Source organism: Aeromonas sp. MTB (assembly GCF_056632455.1).
Window position 1 is genome coordinate 3,724,379 of the sequence record NZ_CP147026.1, and the last position, 18,495, is coordinate 3,742,873.

The window sequence follows — 18,495 nt, forward strand, 5'->3', positions numbered from 1 at the left end:
GATAGCAGCCATGTTCCTCTATATCTTCTGTACTCAAACAGGAGATAACCCATGAGGCACATCAGCGAAAACGGACTGTTTTTGCTGCGTTTTTTGTCGTTGTTACTGGCAGGTACGCCGCGGGCGATGGCACAAGGCAGGGATTTCAGACAGGCCCCCAAGGCGCTGACGGCGATCAAGCAGGGTCAAGTTGCCCAGCAACACGGTCATCTGCAAAAGGCCATCGCCCTCTACTGTGTCGCCGCCAGCACCGGCAACCCAGAGGGATATTTCCGGATCGGTCGCCTGCTCGCCACCGGCCCCGCCTCGGTTCGCAGCGCCAAGCTGGCTAACAGTTATCTCGCCATGGCGATGCACCTGGGTAACCAACAGGCCGCCCGTTACTACAACGCCCGCATCGGTAATGCCCCTATGGGTGAGCGGTGTGGCATCGGGATCCATGGCGGTCAGGGTGGCTATCTGGCCGGGCTCCCTTCCACCCCCTTCAATGTCGACACCTGGGTTGCCCGCCAGCCCCCCGCCAAGCAAAAGCTGGTCACCATGCTCCGTCACGCCGCCAAACACCATAAAGTGGATGCCCGGCTGGTACTGGCGATTGCCATCGCCGAATCCAATCTCAACAGCCGCGCCGTTTCACCCAAGAATGCTCAGGGGCTGATGCAGCTGATCCCCGAAACCCAGCAACGGTTCGGGGTAACCCAGCCATTCGATCCGGCCCAGAACATCAAGGGTGGCGTCAGTTATCTCAAATGGCTGGATCGCCGTTTCGATGGCAACTGGGTGCTGATCTCGTGGGCCTACAATGCCGGGGAAAAAGCGGTGGAGCGCTATGGCGGGATCCCACCCTATAACGAGACCCGGGAGTATGTGAAACGGGTGCTCTACTTCGCTGGCCACAAGCAGCCCTGAGCGGGAGGTCAAGAGCTCGCCCGTTCGGAAGGCGGCACACGCCTCTTTCTGCGGCCAATGTGGCGGCAACGCCCCCAATAATCGAAGCCATAGTAGCGGTAGTAACCCACCAGATTGCTGATCAGAAACAGCCCCTCCATCAGCACGGCGACTGGTGAGCCGACCAGCAGGTTATTGCCAAGCCAGCAGAGGGTGCCGAGCAGCATCCTACGCCGCAGTTGGCGATCGTCGGGGCAAAACGCGGCCCGGGTTTGTAGCAGGGTGGCCAGCAGCCCGATCCATGAGAGCAGGCACTGATAGGTCGCCAGCGCAGCCGCACAGGCCAACCCCATGAAAAGCCACATCAAGATGCGGTGAACCAGCCAGATACTCACAACAAAGCGCACACTGGCCAGCAGCAACAGGCTAGCGGCCGACCACTGCCCGAGCAGGGCAAAGTGACCGGCATTGAAGGCGCAGGAGAGGGCCAGACAGGCCAGGATCCTGCGACGATCCCGCAACTGAAACGACAACAGATCGAGCAACAAGGCCAGGCTCACCACCAGTTGCGACCACAGAAACAGCGACATCATCCACCCCTCGTCCGTCATTTGGATGACGTAGCATGAAGTGGCAACCGGCAGGTGGCATTAACCCGTGTTAATGCGCTTGCGGATCCGTGACAGGGTAACCGGGCTGATGCCGATGTAGTTGGCGAGCTGCACCTGAGTGAGCCGCGCAGGCCAGTGGGGGAAGGTGTGGCAGAGCTCCCGATAACGCTCCTCGGGAGAGTGGAGCAGCAAAAACGCCTCCTTGCGCTCCTTGTAACCGAGCTGCTGTCGCAGCAGGGCCATGCAAACCAGCTGCCAGGCGGGCTCATCCAGCAGGGTGAGCGGCATCCGCACCACCTGCAGCTCCGTCAGCGCCTCCAGCTGATAGCGGGCAGGCGACCCCGTGAGCCAGCTGTCATAGAGCAGGCAGAGTTCCCCCTCGAAGTAGAACTCCTTGCAGCGCTCCTGTCCGTCCCGGGTGTAGTGGCAGGCGCGAGCGATGCCCGCTTCGATATAGCAGGCAGCTTCCTGCTCTGCCCCTTGCGCCAACAGTGCCTGACCGGCGCGCAGCGTCTGCCGTGGCAAGCGCAGGCTGATGGCTTCGCTCAGCGCGGCGTCCAATCCCATAGTGCAGAGAAAGGCGGCCAGCGAGGGGGCTTGAGGAGATGGTTTCATGACGGCTCCGGGACAAAACGGCAGCCCACATCATGCCCAAATTGCACGGCTGATGCAGCAAGGCGTGACCGCTGCGGCAAAGGGGGGACATAGCCGGGTGCCACCTTTGCCCCCCCTCGTCCGTTGGTTTACAATCGACGGGTTTTTTGGAACCCGGTTGACCTGTGTCGACCTGGCCCCACCACGACATCAGTCTGTTAATGCCAAGACATTAACCTGCTGAAAAGGAAGAGAATTAGCCAATGGCTCAATTTATTTACACCATGAACCGGGTCGGCAAGGTAGTGCCGCCCAAGCGTCATATTCTCAAGAACATCTCCTTGAGCTTCTTCCCGGGCGCCAAGATTGGCGTGCTGGGTCTGAACGGCGCCGGTAAATCGACCCTGCTGCGCATCATGGCGGGCATCGACACCGAGATCGAAGGGGAAGCCCGTCCACAGCCCGGCATCAAGATCGGCTACCTGCCGCAGGAGCCAAAGCTGGAGCCGGAGCAGACCGTACGCGAAGCGGTCGAAGAGGCCGTTGGCGAGGTGAAGCGCGCCATGGCTCGTCTGGACGAGGTCTATGCGGCCTACGCCGACCCGGATGCCGACTTTGACAAGCTGGCCCGCGAACAGGGCGAGCTGGAAGCAATCATCCAGGCCCAGGGTGGCCACAACATGGAAAACCAGCTGGAGCGTGCGGCCGATGCCCTGCGCCTGCCGGCCTGGGATGCCAAGATCAAGCACCTCTCCGGTGGTGAGCGCCGCCGTGTGGCGCTCTGCCGTCTGCTGCTGGAAAAGCCGGACATGCTGCTGCTGGACGAACCGACCAACCACTTGGATGCAGAGTCCGTGGCCTGGCTGGAGCGCTTCCTGCACGACTACGAAGGCACTGTTGTGGCCATCACCCACGACCGTTACTTCCTCGACAACGTGGCAGGCTGGATCCTGGAACTGGACCGCGGCGAAGGTATCCCGTGGGAAGGCAACTACTCCTCCTGGCTGGAGCAGAAGGACGCACGTCTGGCGCAGGAAGCCAGTTCCGAAGCGGCTCGCCGCAAGTCCATCGAGAAAGAGCTGGAGTGGGTTCGTCAAAACCCGAAAGGACGTCAGGCCAAGTCCAAGGCCCGTATGGCTCGCTTCGAAGAGCTCAACACCAACGACTACCAGAAGCGCAACGAGACCAACGAGCTGTTCATTCCGCCCGGACCGCGCCTCGGCGACAAGGTGGTGGAAGTGGCCAACCTGCGCAAATCCTACGGTGATCGGGTGCTGATCGACGATCTGTCGTTTGCCATTCCGAAGGGTGCCATCGTCGGCATCATCGGCCCGAACGGTGCCGGTAAGTCAACCCTGTTCCGCATGATGTCGGGTCAGGAGCAGCCGGATTCCGGTGCCATTACCCTGGGTGAAACCGTGGTGCTGGCCTCTGTCGATCAGTTCCGCGACAGCATGGATGACAAGAAGACGGTCTTCGAAGAGGTCGCTGACGGTCAGGATATTCTGCGCATCGGCAACTACGAGTTCCCTAGCCGCGCCTATATCGGCCGCTTCAACTTCAAGGGTTCCGACCAGCAGAAGCGGGTTGGCGAACTCTCCGGTGGTGAGCGCGGTCGTCTGCATCTGGCCAAGCTGCTGCAGACCGGCGGCAACGTACTGCTGCTGGATGAACCGACCAATGATCTGGATATCGAAACCCTGCGCGCCCTCGAGAACGCCCTGCTGGAGTTCCCAGGTTGTGCCATGGTCATCTCCCACGACCGCTGGTTCCTCGACCGTATCGCCACTCACATCCTGGACTATCAGGATGAGGGCAAGATCGAGTTCTTCGAAGGTAACTTTACCGAATACGAAGAGTGGAAGAAGAAGACCTACGGCGCCGAGGCGATCCAGCCCCATCGCGCCAAGTACAAGCGCATCGCCAAATAAGGCTGACTGCGTGTTGAGGGGAGCTTCGGCTCCCCTTTCTCTTGCCTTTTGACTTACAATCCTAGACGGATGCCTTTGCATGGATGTAGCACGATGACGACCCCCATAGAGAAAAAACTCACCATCCAGATCCGGGTTGAACCGGGTTGCCTCGGGCCGGATGGCAAGGAGCACATAGAGACCTTCTGTGCCGCCGCCGCCAAGATTTTTGCCGCCGTGGAGCCCGAGCTGGTGAGCTGGGTGCTGATCCCCCGCTACGACAAGCAACTACCGGAGCAGGAGTTCTTTATCGAGGGGCGCAAGCTGACCGAAGAGCAGGCCAGCCTCTTTCTGCGCCGCTTCGGCCGTGAACTGGGTGAAGTGCAAGACCGGCTCGACTCGGTACTGGCCCAGCTGGTCGAGCGCTACTTCAAAACCCTCTAAGCCCCCAATTTTCGATAAAAGGTTCTCTGCTGAGAACCTTTTTTCATGCTCAAAAAGCAAACGTTTGAATTTTTACTCTATTCATTGATCTGCTTCGCAGATCCGGGGTTTGTAAACTGCGCCGCCTGTGTAAAAATGTGCGCGCTGTCACGGTATCAGGACGAGTCTGGTTACTTAACCGCCAGAAACAGGGCAATTTACCCCGCATGGATGGGATAGCCCGTTCCCCTGCTGCTTATTTCACGTCACCTATTGGAATCCAACATGAATCAACAACACCAAGCTGCCAATCAGGCCGCCGGGCAAGGATTGCTTGAGCGCCTGTTTGCCCTGCAAGGCCATGGCACTACCGCCCGCACCGAAGTGATTGCCGGTATCACCACCTTCCTGACCATGGTCTACATCGTGTTCGTCAACCCGCAGATCCTCTCTGCGGCAGGCATGGACACCCAGGCCGTGTTCGTCACCACCTGCCTCATCGCCGGTATCGGCAGCATCCTGATGGGCCTGTTGGCCAACCTGCCGATAGCGCTGGCCCCCGCTATGGGCCTCAACGCCTTCTTCGCCTTCGTGGTCGTCGCGGGTATGGGCTACTCTTGGCAAGTGGGCATGGGCACCATCTTCTGGGGCGCCATGGGTCTGTTGATCCTTACCCTGCTGCGGGTGCGCTACTGGCTGATCGGCAACATTCCGCTCACCCTGCGGGTTGGCATCACCGCCGGTATCGGTCTGCTGATCGCCCTGCTCGGCCTGCACAACGCCGGGATCGTCGTGGCCAGCCCCGCGACTATGGTGACCGTGGGCAACCTCACCTCCCTGCCCTGCCTGCTGGGTCTGCTCGGTTTCTTCCTGATCTGCATCTTCTCCGCCCGCGGCGTCCACTCCGCCGTGCTGATCGCCATCGTGGTCACCACGGGTCTGGGCTGGCTGTTTGGCGATGTCACCTTCAAGGGCTTCGTCTCCATGCCCCCCAGCATCGAACCGGTGTTCGGCCAGCTGGATCTGATGGGATCGCTCGATATCAGCCTGGCCGGGATCATCTTCTCCTTTATGCTGGTCAACCTGTTCGACTCTTCCGGCACCCTGATCGGTGTCACCAACCGCGCCAAGCTGGCCGATGACAAGGGCCACTTCCCGCGCATGAAACAGGCCCTGATGGTGGATAGCGTCAGCTCCGTCGGCGGCGCCTTCATGGGCACTTCCTCGGTTACCGCCTTTATCGAGAGCAGCTCCGGCGTCGCCGTCGGCGGCCGTACCGGTCTGACCGCCATCGTGGTCGGCCTGCTGTTCCTGCTGGCGATCTTCTTCTCTCCAGTCGCCGCCATGGTGCCGGCCTATGCCGCCGCTGGCGCCCTTATCTATGTGGGTGTGCTGATGTGCTCCGAGCTGACCCGGGTGAAGTGGGAAGATCTGACCGAAGCGGTACCGGCCTTCATGACCGCCGTCATGATGCCGTTCAGCTTCTCCATCACCGAGGGGATCGCAGTGGGCTTTATCTCCTACTGCGTGATGAAGGCGGGCACCGGCCGCTGGCGCGAGATCAACCCCTGCGTGCTGGTGGTGGCCCTGCTGTTCGTGCTCAAGTTCGTCTGGGTCGATAGCCACTAAGCGGCACTCTGTCCCAATAAAAATGCCAGTCAGCTGACTGGCATTTTTTTATTCCGGCGTTGCTATCAACCTGTGCGCTGGCCATAAAAAAATCCGAAACCTGTGGCTTCGGATTTTTGCTATTCAGCATATGGCAGAGCGAGGTTATCCCCTCGCCTGCCACCTCGGCAGAACTTACTCGGCAGCCATGCGGACTTCGATGTAAGCCAGTGCGCGGTCGATACGCGCCAGTACACGATCCTTGCCGACCAGTGCCATCACGGCATCGATGGCAGGGGATTGGCCTAGGCCGGTGACGGCCACACGCAGCGGCATACCAACCTTGCCCATGCCCTGACCCAGCTCGGCAGCGGTCGCTTCAATCAGCTCGTGCAGCGCTTCGGTGGTCCAGCTATCCAGTGCGGCCAGCTTGGTCTTGGCCAGAGCCAGCGGCTCGGCAGCTACGCCACGCAGGTGCTTCTTGGCAGCCGCTTCGTCGATCGCCTCGTACTCTTCGAACAGGTAGCGGCTCTGGGCGGCCATCTCAACCAGGGTGTTGCAACGCTCGGCCAGCAGAGTGACCACGTCGGCCAGAGCCGGGCCATTGCTGGTGTCGATCTTCTGGTTTTCCATGTGCCATGCCAGATGCTTGGCCACATAAGCCGGATCCAGGCTGCGCATGTAGTGGTTGTTCAGCCACAGCAGCTTGTCGGTGTTGAAGGCAGAGGCGGACTTGGAGATGGCATCCAGGCTGAACAGCTTGATCATCTCTTCCAGGGTGAAGATCTCCTGATCGCCGTGGGACCAGCCCAGACGTACCAGATAGTTCAGCAGCGCTTCCGGCAGGTAGCCGTCATCGCGGTACTGCATCACGGAAACGGCACCGTGGCGTTTGGAGAGCTTGGCGCCGTCGTCACCCAGGATCATGGAGACGTGGGCAAACTCCGGCACCGGCGCGTTCAGCGCCTTGTAGATGTTGATCTGGCGCGGGGTGTTGTTGATGTGATCTTCACCACGCACCACGTGGGTGATCTCCATGTCCCAGTCATCGACTACAACACAGAAGTTGTAGGTCGGCGCGCCGTCGGTACGGCGGATGATCAGATCGTCGAGCTCGGTGTTGGCGAACTCGATGCGGCCACGGACGTGGTCATCGAACACCACGGAACCTTCGGTCGGGTTGCGGAAGCGGATAACGTGCGGCGTATCGGCCGGGTGATCGTGGGCGTGGTCGCGGCACTTGCCGTCATAACGGGGCTTCTCGCCGTTGGCCATCTGGCCTTCACGCAGCGCTTCCAGACGCTCTTTGGAGCAGTAGCACTTGTAGGCGCGGCCATCGGCCAGCATCTCGTCGATCAGCGCGTTGTAGCGATCGAAGCGCTTGGTCTGGTAGTAGGGGCCCTCATCCCAGTTCAGCTCCAGCCATTCCATGCCCTCAATGATGGCGTCGATCGCCTCCTGAGTGGAACGTTCCAGGTCGGTATCCTCAATACGCAGCACGAACTCACCGCCCTGGTTCTTTGCAAACAACCAGGAATAGAGTGCGGTACGGGCACCGCCGACATGCAAAAAGCCGGTCGGGCTGGGAGCAAAACGGGTTTTGACTTTCATCTTTAAGCCTTGTGTAGAGGGCCTTGGGCCAATTCGTTAGAAAAAACCGTCGCATTTTAGCACCGACAATCACGGATGGGAAAACCATGACGCCATTGCGGGCTAAAGTAGGGGATTAAATCTGTCGCCATTTGCATCTGTAGCCCGATATTTGAAGAGGATCGCAAAACCGAAGCCCCGTTTCCGATTTGCTATGCACAATGCTGGAGAGCTGCCTCCTCCGGTCGATACCCAAACAACGCTCACCACATTTCTCACGAACAAGGAAGAGACGATGCAGTTCCGTTCTATCCAGAATCGCATTCTAGTGATGGCCGGGATCGCCATGACCGCAGCCCTGGTCATCCTGATCCTGCTCAACCAATACTCCGGCCAACAGACCCAACAACTCACCATCAGCTCCAGCCGTGAAGCGCTGCAGCAGGAGGCATGGCAGAAGGTCAGCGCCAATGCCCGCGCCGAGGCGGCAACCATCACCCAACTGCTGCAAAAGGGGCTCTCCTACACCCAGCAGATGGCCAGCGCCCTCGCCCTGCAACAGCAAAGCAAACTGTCGCTGGATCGCCAGCAGGCCACCGACCTGCTCAAGGCACAACTGGCGTTGGAGCCCCAGCTCTATGGCGCCTTCGCCGGCTTCGAGCCCAACGGTTTCGACGGTCAGGATGCCAGCTTTGCTGGCCAGAGTGCGCTGGGCAGTGATGACAAGGGGCGCTTCGTGCCCTACTTCTATCGCGACAAGGATCAAATCGGCACCGATCTGCTGCTCTCCATCGAAAAAACCGACCCAGACGAATTCGGCAATCCCGCCAACGACTACTACGCCTGCCCGAAACGGGAAGGACGCTCTTGCCTCATCGATCCCTTCAAGGTGGATATCAATGGTCAGCAGGTGCTGGTGAGCACGATCACCACCCCCATCATGGTGAATGGCCAGTTCCGCGGCATCGCAGCCCTCGATCTGGCGGTGGACTCCATCAGTCGTCAGGCCAAGAGCCTCAATAGCAATATCTATGACGGCAAGGGCGAAACCCTGATCGTCAGCGCCGCCGGTGTCATCACCGGCACCAGCGGTGATGCCAGCCTGCTCGGCAGCAGCGCAAGTAAGGTGCTGGGCAACCAGTGGCAACAGTACCTGAAACCGGAAGTTCAGCGTCAGGAGCTGGACGAGTCATTCCGTATTTCCGTCCCCATCATGGTGCCGGGAATGAGCCGCAACTGGGCCATCATCGTCACCCTGCCCTACAAGGTGGTACTGGCGGGCGCCGATCAACTGGAAAGCCAGCTGAGCGACATGAACCAGGCAGCCATGACCCAGCAATTGGTGGGCGCCGTTATCGTACTGGTGCTGGCGCTGGCCACCATGCTGGTGATTGCCCGCAGCATCACTGGCCCCATTCGTCAGATGGTCAGCCTAGTGGATGACATCGCCGATGGTGAAGGGGATCTCACCAAACGTCTCGCAACCCGCTCGGTGGATGAGCTGGGGGATCTCGCCAAGGGGATCAACCGCTTTATCGACAAGCTGCAAGGGCTGCTCGGGGATGTGCTCAAGACTGCCAGCGAGGTGAACCGCTACGCCGGTGATACCGATCGCATCGCCGGTCAGACCGACAACAACCTGCAGCACCATCAGGCGGAGATGGAGCAGATGCTGACCGCGGTACAGGAGATGTCCTACGTCAGTCAGGAGGTCGCCACCCACGCCAACAACACCGCCGACTCGGCCAAACAGGCGCAAAGCGCAGCCGATCAGGGCAAGGAGCGCTTCCAGCAGGTGATCCAGTCGATGCACAAGGTCGCAGCAGAAGCCGGAAAAGGGGCAGAAGTGGTGGAAGGGCTGGCTCACGACAGCGCCCAGATCACCAGCATCCTCACCGTCATTCAGGGGATTGCCGACCAGACCAACCTGCTGGCCCTCAACGCCGCCATCGAGGCTGCACGGGCTGGCGAACAGGGCCGCGGCTTTGCGGTAGTCGCCGACGAAGTGCGCAAACTGGCGGGCAATACCCAGCAGGCGGTGCAGAACACCCAGGAGTTGATAGAGAAGATCCGCCTCAGCTCCACCAATGCAGTCAACGCCATCACCCAAAGCCAGCAGCTGACCCATCAGGCGGTGGGCGAGGCGGATCTGGCGGAAGAGGCGCTTGGCAGCATCTACCAGGCCATCTCCACCATCAACGACATGACCTATCAGATCGCCTCCGCCGCCGAAGAGCAGAGCTCGGTCTCAGAAACCGTCTCCGGCAACCTGTCAAAAACCAACGCACTGGCCAACGACATTGCTCAGGATGCGACCGAAACGGCCAAAGCCAGTCAGGCATTGCGTCAGGCGGCCGACAAATTGCAGCAATTATTGGGTCAATTTCGTCTCAGCTGATAATTTTCCGCATCAGGACTCTCCCCCTCGGGGGCGAGTCCGTTTACCATAGGCGACGAATTTGCCTGATGGCAGGCAATGTAGTGAGAGGTAAATGCCGTGCCCACCCCGGACCGTCGCCCACGAGGCCATAACAGACGAGCCCAGCAGCGTCGCCAAGACGAATCACAAGGATCCCTGCTCCATCGCATCAATGCCGCGACCCTGTCCCTGCGCCAACGTTTTGGCCAAGGGATGAGCAACCTCGGCCAACGCCGCCAGGATGCCAAAGCAGGCAAATTCAAGCTGTCCAGCCCGCTGCCCCGCAAAAACACCATAGGTCTGCTGATCCTGATCCCGCTCTGGTTGCTGGTACTGGCCTGGGAGCCGGCACCATCCGCCCCCAAAGCCGCCCCTTCCGGCTCACTGGAAGTGCCGCTGGCCGTGCCTGCTCAAGCTCTAACTGTCGGCAGTGGCGCGGCAGGCGGTGCGCCCGCGGCAGCCAAGCCGGTCGAAGAGAAGGTCAACGGCACCTGGCTGCAACACGATGTGCAGGCGGGTGAGACCCTCTACTCCATCTGGCGTAAATTCGAGTTGCCGGGTGCCGAGCTGAGCCGCCTGATCGCCATCGAGGGGCCGGATCGCCCGCTGACACGCCTGCAATCGGGCCGCTCTATTTTCATCCTGGTGGACGACACCCGCCGCATCCAGCGGGTGGAGATCCGCTCCTACGGTCAGGCGGTTTATCGCTACGACCGGCAGGGCGAAGGGTTCGCCCTCAAGGAATAACAAAAACGGGAGGCGCTGGCCTCCCGTTTTTTTCAGTCAAATATCTTCAAATAAGCTACTGACTTCACAATATTTTTAGCTTGTTCAAAAAACGAAAGGGGTCAAATTGACAAGGATCGGCGCTAACGTACAATCGTTTGTGCTTTAGACAGGGATTGTTCTACGTGCTACTGGGACAAAGAGACGTGGTCAGTCATGAGCCAACCCCTGCTTGCAAGGCAAATGCAGCCCAGCACGGGCTTAGTTTCATTTTGTTATTGATAGGATTTAGCACATGTCTGACATTCGCACCGGCCAGGTAAAATGGTTCAACGAAACCAAGGGTTTTGGCTTTATTGAACAATCCCAGGGTCCGGACGTATTCGTTCACTTCTCCTCCATCCAAAGCACCGGTTTCAAAACCCTGGCTGAAGGTCAAAAAGTCCAGTTCACTGTGACCCAGGGCAAAAAAGGCCCTCAGGCTGAAAACGTTACTCTGGTCTAAGCCCGCGCCAGTGAATCATGCAGGAGGAGCCAAGGCCCCTCCTCTTTTTTGCCCGCAATTCTCGCCTTCCACCACCTGTCACAACCGCTTGCCTCGTACAATCCGCACCATGAGCCCACATCCCCTTCCTGTTTGCAGAAGGCGGCAGAGACACGCTGAGTAAACGCCAGATACGACAAAGCATCGCTGCGCGATGTGAGGGGCAATTCAGAGGGATTATGAAGACTTCGAAGAGAGATTGGAGCGGGAAACGAGACTCGAACTCGCGACCCCAGCCTTGGCAAGCGCGGATCATGCTCTACCAACTGAATGTGGCTGCGATTGTATGGAGAAACTGAATTCGTGAGCTTGGGGGGAAAGATACTGAATTTGAAGATATATTGGAGCGGGAAACGAGACTCGAACTCGCGACCCCGACCTTGGCAAGGTCGTGCTCTACCAACTGAGCTATTCCCGCAACAGAATGTCATTTACAAGTGATTGGAGCGGGAAACGAGACTCGAACTCGCGACCCCGACCTTGGCAAGGTCGTGCTCTACCAACTGAGCTATTCCCGCAACGGAATGTCACTTACAAATGTTTGGAGCGGGAAACGAGACTCGAACTCGCGACCCCGACCTTGGCAAGGTCGTGCTCTACCAACTGAGCTATTCCCGCAACAGAATGTCATCTGCAAGTGATTGGAGCGGGAAACGAGACTCGAACTCGCGACCCCGACCTTGGCAAGGTCGTGCTCTACCAACTGAGCTATTCCCGCATCGGAATATCACTTACAAATTTTTTGGAGCGGGAAACGAGACTCGAACTCGCGACCCCGACCTTGGCAAGGTCGTGCTCTACCAACTGAGCTATTCCCGCAACAATTTGGTTGTCTTGAGGCTGGCTGATGATTGGAGCGGGAAACGAGACTCGAACTCGCGACCCCGACCTTGGCAAGGTCGTGCTCTACCAACTGAGCTATTCCCGCATCGGGCTGGTTTGCACCAGTGTCATCATCAGATTTTTGGAGCGGGAAACGAGACTCGAACTCGCGACCCCGACCTTGGCAAGGTCGTGCTCTACCAACTGAGCTATTCCCGCAACTACCTTAAAACAGGCCGTACAGCATTTGGTTGCTTGCGCTACTGTACGGGAGCCGAATTATAAGAGCAGTCATTCCAATTGCAAGGGCTTTTTTGTCTGGTTGCGCGCGTTCGCTCAAAAGCTGGCCGAACTGTCGATTTTAGCAGCCAGCGCATGACAACCCCTTGCCGGGGAATCAGATCTTGAAGACGTGGCTACGATAGAACTGCAACTCGGCGATGGATTCGCGTATGTCGTCCAGCGCCTGATGGGTGCCGCTCTTCTTGAACTGATCCAGCAGTTCCGGCTGCCAGCGGCGTACCAGCTCCTTGATGGTACTGACGTCAACGTTGCGGTAGTGGAAGAAGGCTTCCAGCTCGGCCATGTGCTTGACCATGAAGCGGCGATCCTGACCGATGCTGTTGCCGCACAGCGGGCTGGTGCGCTCCGGCACCCACTGGCGAATGAACTCGAGGGTCTCGGCAATGGCTTTCGCCTCATCGTGCTGGCTCGCCTTGACCCGGGCGACCAGACCGCTCTTGGTATGGGTGTTGACGTTCCAGTCGTCCATCTTGGCCAGCTCTTCATCACTCTGATGAATGGCGATGACCGGCCCTTCGGCCAGTACGTTCAGATCCTTGTCGGTGACTATGGTGGCAATCTCCAGTACCACGTTCTCTTCGGGGTCGAGACCCGTCATCTCCATGTCGATCCATACCAGGTTCTGCGCGCTGACTGTCATGATTGCTCTCTCTATTGGGAGGAATGGCGGAATTTTGCCAATTTGCATGTATCATACTGGCTTTGGATCTGTTCATAAACTGGCGAATCGAGTGGCAAAGAAAGCAAAACTCAATCTGGGTCAACAAAGGCGCGTCCAGGCCAACCGCGAACGGCGGCTGCAAAAAGATCACACCACAGTGGTGGATGACACCCTGTTTGGCCCCGCCATCGAAGGGGTGGTGATCAGTCGTTTTGGTCAGCACGCAGACGTGGAAGCGGTCGATGGCACCATCCACCGCAGCAACCTGCGGCGCAGCAGCATCAGCAGTCTGGTGTGCGGCGACAAGGTGGTGTGGCGTCCCGGCCTCAATGCCGCGACAGCGGGCGTCATCGAGGCGGTGCATCCGCGCCACTCGGTACTGACCCGGCCGGACTTCTACGACGGGGTCAAACCCATCGCCGCCAATATCGACCAGATCATCATCGTCTCGGCGGTGATGCCCGAGTTCTCCACCAACATCGTCGACCGCTATCTGGTGGCCGCCGAGGATGTGGAGATCCGCCCCCTCATTGTGCTGAACAAGGTCGATATGCTCGATGATGCCGCCAGAGCGCGCATCGAAAGCCAGCTCGAAACCTATCGCAAGCTCGGCTACGAGGTGTTGCTGGTGAGCTGCGAGAGCGGCGAAGGGCTGGATGAACTTAAAGCCGCACTGACCGACAAGATCAGCATCTTCGTTGGCCAGTCCGGGGTGGGCAAATCCTCGCTCACCAACGCCCTGATGCCGGGGCTGGATGTACTGACCGGCGAGATCTCCGAGAACTCGGGGCTCGGCCAGCACACCACCACCACGGCGCGGCTCTACCACTTCCCGAGCGGCGGCGATCTCATCGACTCCCCCGGGATCCGCGAGTTCGCCCTCTGGCATCTGGAGGCCGACCGCATCACCTGGTGCTTCGTTGAGTTTCGAGACTATCTGGGTGGCTGCAAGTTCCGCGACTGTACCCACAAGGACGATCCCGGCTGCGCCCTGCGCGCCGCAGTCGACGCAGGAGCTATCAGCGCCGATCGCTTCCACAACTATCACCGCATCCTGGAAACCATGCAGGAAGCCCGTCACGGTCGCCAGCAAGCGCGCCTGTGACCCTAATAAACCTACGTTGATGATGAACATGAGCATTACTGACAACCTGAAAATTGCCGGTCAATACTGCCTGCCCAAGCACGCCCTCTCCCGTCTGATCGGCAAGTTTGCCGCCGCCGAAGCGGGCAACATCACCACCAGGGTGATCGAGGCTTTTATCAAGCAGTACAAGGTCGACATGAGCGAGGCGCTGCACGAGAGCCCGGCCCACTACAAGAGCTTCAACGAGTTCTTCACCCGCGAGCTCAAGCCCGGTATCCGCCCCGTGGTAGAAGATGCCATGACCCTGGCGCTGCCGGTGGATGGCACCGTCAGCCAGCTCGGTCCGATCCAGCAGGGCCGAATCATCCAGGCCAAGGGCCACGACTACAGCGCTCGCGAGCTGCTGGGTGGCTATGAGGATCTGGTTGCGCCGTTCAAGGATGGCGACTTCGCCACCATCTATCTGGCGCCCAAGGATTATCACCGCATCCACATGCCGCTGGACGGCGTGCTGGAGAGCATGGTGTTCGTGCCGGGGGATCTCTTCTCCGTCAACCCGCTCACCGCCGAGAACGTGCCCAACCTGTTTGCCCGCAACGAGCGGGTGGTCGCCACCTTCCGCACCCCGCACGGCCCCATGGCGCTGGTGCTGGTTGGTGCCACTATCGTGGCAAGCATCGAGACCATCTGGGCCGGCAATATTGCGCCGACCAAAGAGAAGAAGGTGGTGCGCTGGGACTACAGCGGCGACGAGGCCATTACCCTGCAAAAAGGTGCCGAGATGGGCCTGTTCAAGCTGGGTAGCACAGTGGTCTGCCTGTTTGGCCCGGGCATGCTGGCCGGTTTCGAACCTCACTTGGCCAACGGTGTCACCACCCGCATGGGTCAGCCCTTTGCCAAGCTGGCGGAGCAGGCATGAGCGAGCAACCGAACGCCTCGCAGAAAAACAACCCGCTGCACGGGCTGACGCTGGAGGCCATCGTCACCGCACTGGTCGAGCACTATGGCTGGGAAGAGCTGGGGCAGCAGATCAATATCCGCTGCTTCACCGATAATCCCAGCATCAAGTCCAGCCTGAAGTTCTTGCGCAAGACCCCCTGGGCCCGGGAGAAGGTCGAAAGCCTCTACCTCTACGTCCAGCGCAAGCAAGCCAAATCGAAGAAGGAAGGGCAAGATGGCCTTTAAGATTACGTACACCTATAAAAAACAGGCCAAAGAGATCGGCTACGCGAACGACAAGTTCCGCAGCATCTACGACGCCATCGCTGCTGCCGAAGGACTCAATCTCACTAGTTTTCACGCCATGGAGGCCCAGCTGGCTCAGGTTTGTCGCCGTGACAAGAAAAGCGTGAAGGATTACCAAGAGAACTACTTCAAAGAGTTGGGATTCTCCAACATCGTCATCGAACGGGATCTGCAGGAGTAACCATGCGCACCTTGACCCTGATGGCCGCCTCTCTGCTGCTGGCGGCATGCAGTACACCGGAACAACATCTGGTTGGCAGCGATCGCGACAGCCACGGCTGTATCGGCAGTGCGGGCTATCAGTGGTCAACACTGACTGGCAAATGTGTGCGCCTGTTTGAAGAGGGTATCCGGCTCAATCCAACCGATGCCAGCCAGACCAGCAGCGCCTTCGTGCTGTTCAACGCCGATCAGACGCAGGCCGAACTGCATCTACCAAGTGGCGAGCTGCTTGCGCTGACCCGTCAAGGTGCGGAGGGCAACTGGTCGTGGCAGGGCAGCGGCTACACCCTCTTTATCTGGAAGGGTTATGTGCTCAAATCAGGTGACAAGGCGATCTATCACGGGGAATAACCCGAGCGCCTGATATCTTCACGATATCCACCAAATAAAATGCCGACCAAGAGGTCGGCATTTTTATATCTGAAACAACCGGTTATCAGGCACGGCTGAGGTAATCGGCCTGCCCTACCCACTTGTAGCTGGTAAGCTCGGTCAACCCCATGGGGCCACGGGCGTGCAGCATCTGGGTCGAGACCGCCACTTCAGCGCCCAAACCAAACTGGCCGCCATCGGTGAAACGGGTGGAGGCGTTGACATAGACAGCCGCCGAACCGGCCCCGTTGACGAAACGCTCGGCGTTGGCCAGATCGTTGGTCAGGATGGCATCGGAGTGGCCAGCGTTATGCTCGCGCATATGGGCCAGCGCTTCGTTCACATCCGCCACCAGCTTGACCCCCAGGGTCAGCCCGAGCCACTCGGTATCGAAATCCTCCGGCCCCGCCTCGCACAGGTTGTCGGCACCCGCCAACTGCGTCATGGCGTTGGGCGCGGCCACCAGCGCCACCTTGCGCTCGTTCATCAGCGTCACCAGCTGCGGCAGGAAAGCCGAAGCGACTTTCTCGTGTATCAGCAGGGTATCGAGGGCATTGCAGGCGGAGGGACGTTGCACCTTGGCGTTGTCGATGACCGCCAGAGAGCGCACCAGATCGGCACTCTCGTCGACAAAAATATGGCTGATACCGAACCCGCCGATGATGACCGGGATGGAGCTGTTCTCCTTGCACATCTTGTGCAGGCCGGCACCGCCACGGGGGATGATCATGTCCACATAGCGGTCGAGACGCAGCAACTCGCCGACCAGCGCCCGATCCGGGTTGTCGATGTACTGCACCGCCGCCTCGGGCAGACCGGAGGCCGCCAAGGCATGCTGGATCACCCGCACCAGCTCCAGATTGGAGTGGAAGGTCTCGCGCCCGCCGCGGAGTATGCTGGCGTTGCCGGTCTTGAGGCAGAGGCTGGCGATGTCGATGGTGACGTTGGGTCGCGCCTCGTAGATGACGCCGATAACCCCGATGGGCACCCGACGACGGGAGAGCCGCAGGCCATTTTCCAGCACCCGGCTATCCATTTCGGCGCCGACCGGATCGTCCAGCGTGATCACCTTGCGCACATCCGCCACAATCCCGGCCAGCCGGGCCGGATTGAGCAGCAGGCGATCCAGCATGGCTTCTGACAAGCCAGCCTCACGCCCTGCCGCGATATCCTTGTCGTTGGCCGCGAGGATCTGCTCACTGCGCGCCTCAAGCTCGTCGGCGATGGCGGCCAGCGCCCGATTCTTCTGCGCCGTGCTGATGGTAGCCAGCTGATAGGCGGCTTCACGGGCCGCCTGCCCCATTTTCTCCAGACTCATCTCGGTTCCCTTTGTTCATGCTGTGCCACCCTGATTAGAGCAGCACCATATCATCTCGATGGATGGCTACTGAACCATATCCATAGCCCAGTACCTGCTCAATCTGATCCGAGTGGACGCCACGCAACTTCTCCAGCTCCAGATGGTCGTAACGGCAGATACCGCGCGCCAACTCGGCGCCTTTGGGATCAAGAATGCGCACCACATCGCCTCGAATAAAGTCGCCCTTGACGGCGACAATCCCCTTGGGCAGCAGGCTGGAGCCTTTATCCTTCATGGCGGCGACAGCCCCCTGATCCACATGTACTTCGCCGTGAGGGGGCGGGCCTGCCAGGATCCAGCTCTTGCGCCCTTCCAGCGGGGACGCCAGCGCCGGGAACAGGGTGCCAATACGCTCACCCTTGGCAAGACGGCCGATCACCTCCGGCATCTGGCCGGTCGCGATCACCACGTTGACACCAGCTCGACGGGCCACATCGGCGGCCTGCAGCTTGGTGGCCATGCCGCCGGTGCCGAGGCCGCTGACACTGTCACCCGCCAGCGAGCGCAGGGTATCGTCGATGGTCTGCACCTCTTCAATGAGCTGGGCATCGGGATTGGTACGCGGATCGGCGGTAAAGAGCCCCTTCTGGTCTGTCAGCAGGATCAGCAGATCAGCATCCGCCAGAATGGCGGCCCGTGCGGAGAGGTTGTCGTTGTCGCCGACCTTGATCTCGGCGGTCGCCACCGCATCGTTTTCGTTGATGACCGGAATAATGCGGTGGTCGAGCAGGGTGCGCATGGTGTCGCGGGCGTTGAGGTAGCGTTCCCGATCTTCCAGATCGGCGCGGGTCAGCAGCATCTGGCCGATATGCAGACCGTAGAGGTTGAACAGATCCTGCCATACCCGAATAAGCTGGGTCTGACCAACCGCCGCCAGCATCTGCTTGTTGGGAAGGGTTGGCGCCAGTGGCGGGTGACCCAGATGTTCACGCCCGGCGGCGATAGCCCCTGATGTGACGACCACGACCCTGTGGCCGTGACGGTGCAAGGCCGCACACTGTCTGACCAGCTCGACCATATGGGCACGATTGAGCTGGGAAGACCCCCCTGTGAGCACGCTGGTGCCCAACTTGACAACTATGGTTCTGTTTTCCATGGGAGCATAAAGGC

Annotated in this window: 18 protein-coding genes and 7 tRNA genes; 12 read left to right on the plus strand and 13 right to left on the minus strand. The window is 59.5% G+C overall.

Features of this window, described 5'->3' with window-relative positions; all coding sequences use genetic code 11:
- The first annotated feature begins 51 nt into the window (after positions 1-51).
- Positions 52-909, plus strand: a complete 858-nt coding sequence (locus WBR25_RS16925) for a lytic transglycosylase domain-containing protein (RefSeq protein WP_479748683.1) — start codon at positions 52-54, stop codon at positions 907-909.
- A gap of 8 nt (positions 910-917) precedes the next feature.
- On the opposite strand, the gene WBR25_RS16930 is transcribed toward WBR25_RS16925, so the two are convergent.
- Entirely contained in the window at positions 918-1,481 is a 564-nt protein-coding gene (locus tag WBR25_RS16930; RefSeq protein ID WP_479748684.1) for a YgjV family protein, read from the minus strand.
- Positions 1,482-1,538: 57 nt separating this feature from the next.
- Complete coding sequence (locus WBR25_RS16935; RefSeq protein ID WP_479748686.1) at positions 1,539-2,114, minus strand: Crp/Fnr family transcriptional regulator; 576 nt, start codon at positions 2,112-2,114, stop codon at positions 1,539-1,541.
- Positions 2,115-2,356: 242 nt separating this feature from the next.
- On the opposite strand from WBR25_RS16935, the gene ettA reads away from it, so the two are divergent.
- The 3 genes from ettA to WBR25_RS16950 all read left to right on the plus strand — a co-directional run bounded on the left by ettA (position 2,357) and on the right by WBR25_RS16950 (position 6,055).
- Entirely contained in the window at positions 2,357-4,024 is a 1,668-nt protein-coding gene (gene ettA / locus WBR25_RS16940; protein WP_005338959.1) for an energy-dependent translational throttle protein EttA, read from the plus strand.
- A gap of 93 nt (positions 4,025-4,117) precedes the next feature.
- On the plus strand, positions 4,118-4,447 hold the full coding sequence (locus WBR25_RS16945; RefSeq protein WP_005343410.1) for a hypothetical protein: 330 nt from the start codon (positions 4,118-4,120) through the stop codon (positions 4,445-4,447).
- A gap of 264 nt (positions 4,448-4,711) precedes the next feature.
- Positions 4,712-6,055: an NCS2 family permease gene (locus WBR25_RS16950; RefSeq protein WP_005343409.1), complete on the plus strand. Its 1,344-nt coding sequence runs from the start codon at positions 4,712-4,714 to the stop codon at positions 6,053-6,055.
- 174 nt (positions 6,056-6,229) lie between these two features.
- Here WBR25_RS16950 and gltX read toward each other — a convergent pair whose 3' ends face one another.
- Positions 6,230-7,645, minus strand: a complete 1,416-nt coding sequence (gltX, locus tag WBR25_RS16955; protein ID WP_479748689.1) for a glutamate--tRNA ligase — start codon at positions 7,643-7,645, stop codon at positions 6,230-6,232.
- A gap of 274 nt (positions 7,646-7,919) precedes the next feature.
- On the opposite strand from gltX, the gene WBR25_RS16960 reads away from it, so the two are divergent.
- The 3 genes from WBR25_RS16960 (at position 7,920) to WBR25_RS16970 (ending at position 11,274) form a co-directional block, all read left to right on the plus strand.
- Positions 7,920-10,022: a methyl-accepting chemotaxis protein gene (locus WBR25_RS16960; protein WP_257696649.1), complete on the plus strand. Its 2,103-nt coding sequence runs from the start codon at positions 7,920-7,922 to the stop codon at positions 10,020-10,022.
- A gap of 99 nt (positions 10,023-10,121) precedes the next feature.
- Positions 10,122-10,790: a LysM-like peptidoglycan-binding domain-containing protein gene (locus tag WBR25_RS16965; RefSeq protein WP_100646696.1), complete on the plus strand. Its 669-nt coding sequence runs from the start codon at positions 10,122-10,124 to the stop codon at positions 10,788-10,790.
- Positions 10,791-11,064: 274 nt separating this feature from the next.
- Positions 11,065-11,274, plus strand: coding sequence for a cold-shock protein (locus WBR25_RS16970; protein ID WP_005338972.1), 210 nt, complete (start codon positions 11,065-11,067; stop codon positions 11,272-11,274).
- Positions 11,275-11,655: 381 nt separating this feature from the next.
- Here the strand turns inward: WBR25_RS16970 and WBR25_RS16975 are convergent.
- The 8 genes from WBR25_RS16975 to orn form a co-directional block, all read right to left on the minus strand.
- Positions 11,656-11,731 (minus strand) — tRNA-Gly (locus WBR25_RS16975).
- 24 nt (positions 11,732-11,755) lie between these two features.
- A tRNA-Gly gene (locus WBR25_RS16980) sits at positions 11,756-11,831 on the minus strand.
- 24 nt (positions 11,832-11,855) lie between these two features.
- Positions 11,856-11,931, minus strand: a tRNA-Gly gene (locus WBR25_RS16985).
- Positions 11,932-11,955: 24 nt separating this feature from the next.
- Positions 11,956-12,031, minus strand: a tRNA-Gly gene (locus WBR25_RS16990).
- 25 nt (positions 12,032-12,056) lie between these two features.
- A tRNA-Gly gene (locus WBR25_RS16995) sits at positions 12,057-12,132 on the minus strand.
- Between the two features lie 33 nt (positions 12,133-12,165).
- Positions 12,166-12,241 (minus strand) — tRNA-Gly (locus tag WBR25_RS17000).
- A 37-nt stretch (positions 12,242-12,278) separates the two neighbouring features.
- Positions 12,279-12,354 (minus strand) — tRNA-Gly (locus WBR25_RS17005).
- Positions 12,355-12,532: 178 nt separating this feature from the next.
- Positions 12,533-13,078 (minus strand): oligoribonuclease, encoded by a 546-nt coding sequence (gene orn, locus WBR25_RS17010; RefSeq protein WP_042080584.1) that lies wholly within the window; start codon positions 13,076-13,078, stop codon positions 12,533-12,535.
- A gap of 91 nt (positions 13,079-13,169) precedes the next feature.
- Here orn and rsgA point away from each other — a divergent pair, with 91 nt between their 5' ends.
- Genes rsgA through WBR25_RS17035 form a run of 5 tightly spaced genes read left to right on the plus strand, consistent with a single transcriptional unit; the run spans position 13,170 to position 16,004 of the window.
- On the plus strand, positions 13,170-14,204 hold the full coding sequence (rsgA, locus tag WBR25_RS17015; RefSeq protein ID WP_042054948.1) for a small ribosomal subunit biogenesis GTPase RsgA: 1,035 nt from the start codon (positions 13,170-13,172) through the stop codon (positions 14,202-14,204).
- Between the two features lie 28 nt (positions 14,205-14,232).
- Positions 14,233-15,105: an archaetidylserine decarboxylase gene (gene asd / locus WBR25_RS17020; RefSeq protein WP_043822943.1), complete on the plus strand. Its 873-nt coding sequence runs from the start codon at positions 14,233-14,235 to the stop codon at positions 15,103-15,105.
- Positions 15,102-15,371, plus strand: a complete 270-nt coding sequence (locus WBR25_RS17025) for a VF530 family protein (protein WP_005349372.1) — start codon at positions 15,102-15,104, stop codon at positions 15,369-15,371. Before asd ends, WBR25_RS17025 begins: the two co-directional genes overlap by 4 nt.
- Positions 15,361-15,612 carry a DUF2960 domain-containing protein gene (locus WBR25_RS17030; RefSeq protein WP_479748692.1) on the plus strand — a complete coding sequence of 84 codons (252 nt, stop codon included), beginning with the start codon at positions 15,361-15,363 and terminating at the stop codon, positions 15,610-15,612. Before WBR25_RS17025 ends, WBR25_RS17030 begins: the two co-directional genes overlap by 11 nt.
- A 2-nt stretch (positions 15,613-15,614) precedes the next feature.
- Entirely contained in the window at positions 15,615-16,004 is a 390-nt protein-coding gene (locus tag WBR25_RS17035) for a hypothetical protein (RefSeq protein WP_479748694.1), read from the plus strand.
- An 85-nt stretch (positions 16,005-16,089) separates the two neighbouring features.
- Here WBR25_RS17035 and WBR25_RS17040 read toward each other — a convergent pair whose 3' ends face one another.
- Together WBR25_RS17040 and proB are read right to left on the minus strand one after the other, a co-directional pair.
- A complete protein-coding gene (locus WBR25_RS17040; protein ID WP_479748695.1) occupies positions 16,090-17,343 on the minus strand; it encodes a glutamate-5-semialdehyde dehydrogenase in 1,254 nt (417 codons plus the stop codon).
- Between the two features lie 34 nt (positions 17,344-17,377).
- Positions 17,378-18,481 (minus strand): glutamate 5-kinase, encoded by a 1,104-nt coding sequence (gene proB / locus WBR25_RS17045; protein ID WP_042080580.1) that lies wholly within the window; start codon positions 18,479-18,481, stop codon positions 17,378-17,380.
- Positions 18,482-18,495: the final 14 nt, after the last annotated feature.

What these genes read in the sequence shown, in the direction of transcription:
- WBR25_RS16925 (WP_479748683.1), top strand. Translation starts at nt 52, where the DNA reads ATGAGGCACATCAGCGAAAACGGACTGTTTTTGCTGCGTTTTTTGTCG.
- WBR25_RS16930 (WP_479748684.1), bottom strand. Translation starts at nt 1,481, where the DNA reads ATGATGTCGCTGTTTCTGTGGTCGCAACTGGTGGTGAGCCTGGCCTTG.
- WBR25_RS16935 (WP_479748686.1), bottom strand. Translation starts at nt 2,114, where the DNA reads ATGAAACCATCTCCTCAAGCCCCCTCGCTGGCCGCCTTTCTCTGCACT.
- ettA (WP_005338959.1), top strand. Translation starts at nt 2,357, where the DNA reads ATGGCTCAATTTATTTACACCATGAACCGGGTCGGCAAGGTAGTGCCG.
- WBR25_RS16945 (WP_005343410.1), top strand. Translation starts at nt 4,118, where the DNA reads ATGACGACCCCCATAGAGAAAAAACTCACCATCCAGATCCGGGTTGAA.
- WBR25_RS16950 (WP_005343409.1), top strand. Translation starts at nt 4,712, where the DNA reads ATGAATCAACAACACCAAGCTGCCAATCAGGCCGCCGGGCAAGGATTG.
- gltX (WP_479748689.1), bottom strand. Translation starts at nt 7,645, where the DNA reads ATGAAAGTCAAAACCCGTTTTGCTCCCAGCCCGACCGGCTTTTTGCAT.
- WBR25_RS16960 (WP_257696649.1), top strand. Translation starts at nt 7,920, where the DNA reads ATGCAGTTCCGTTCTATCCAGAATCGCATTCTAGTGATGGCCGGGATC.
- WBR25_RS16970 (WP_005338972.1), top strand. Translation starts at nt 11,065, where the DNA reads ATGTCTGACATTCGCACCGGCCAGGTAAAATGGTTCAACGAAACCAAG.
- orn (WP_042080584.1), bottom strand. Translation starts at nt 13,078, where the DNA reads ATGACAGTCAGCGCGCAGAACCTGGTATGGATCGACATGGAGATGACG.
- asd (WP_043822943.1), top strand. Translation starts at nt 14,233, where the DNA reads ATGAGCATTACTGACAACCTGAAAATTGCCGGTCAATACTGCCTGCCC.
- WBR25_RS17025 (WP_005349372.1), top strand. Translation starts at nt 15,102, where the DNA reads ATGAGCGAGCAACCGAACGCCTCGCAGAAAAACAACCCGCTGCACGGG.
- WBR25_RS17030 (WP_479748692.1), top strand. Translation starts at nt 15,361, where the DNA reads ATGGCCTTTAAGATTACGTACACCTATAAAAAACAGGCCAAAGAGATC.
- WBR25_RS17035 (WP_479748694.1), top strand. Translation starts at nt 15,615, where the DNA reads ATGCGCACCTTGACCCTGATGGCCGCCTCTCTGCTGCTGGCGGCATGC.
- WBR25_RS17040 (WP_479748695.1), bottom strand. Translation starts at nt 17,343, where the DNA reads ATGAGTCTGGAGAAAATGGGGCAGGCGGCCCGTGAAGCCGCCTATCAG.
- proB (WP_042080580.1), bottom strand. Translation starts at nt 18,481, where the DNA reads ATGGAAAACAGAACCATAGTTGTCAAGTTGGGCACCAGCGTGCTCACA.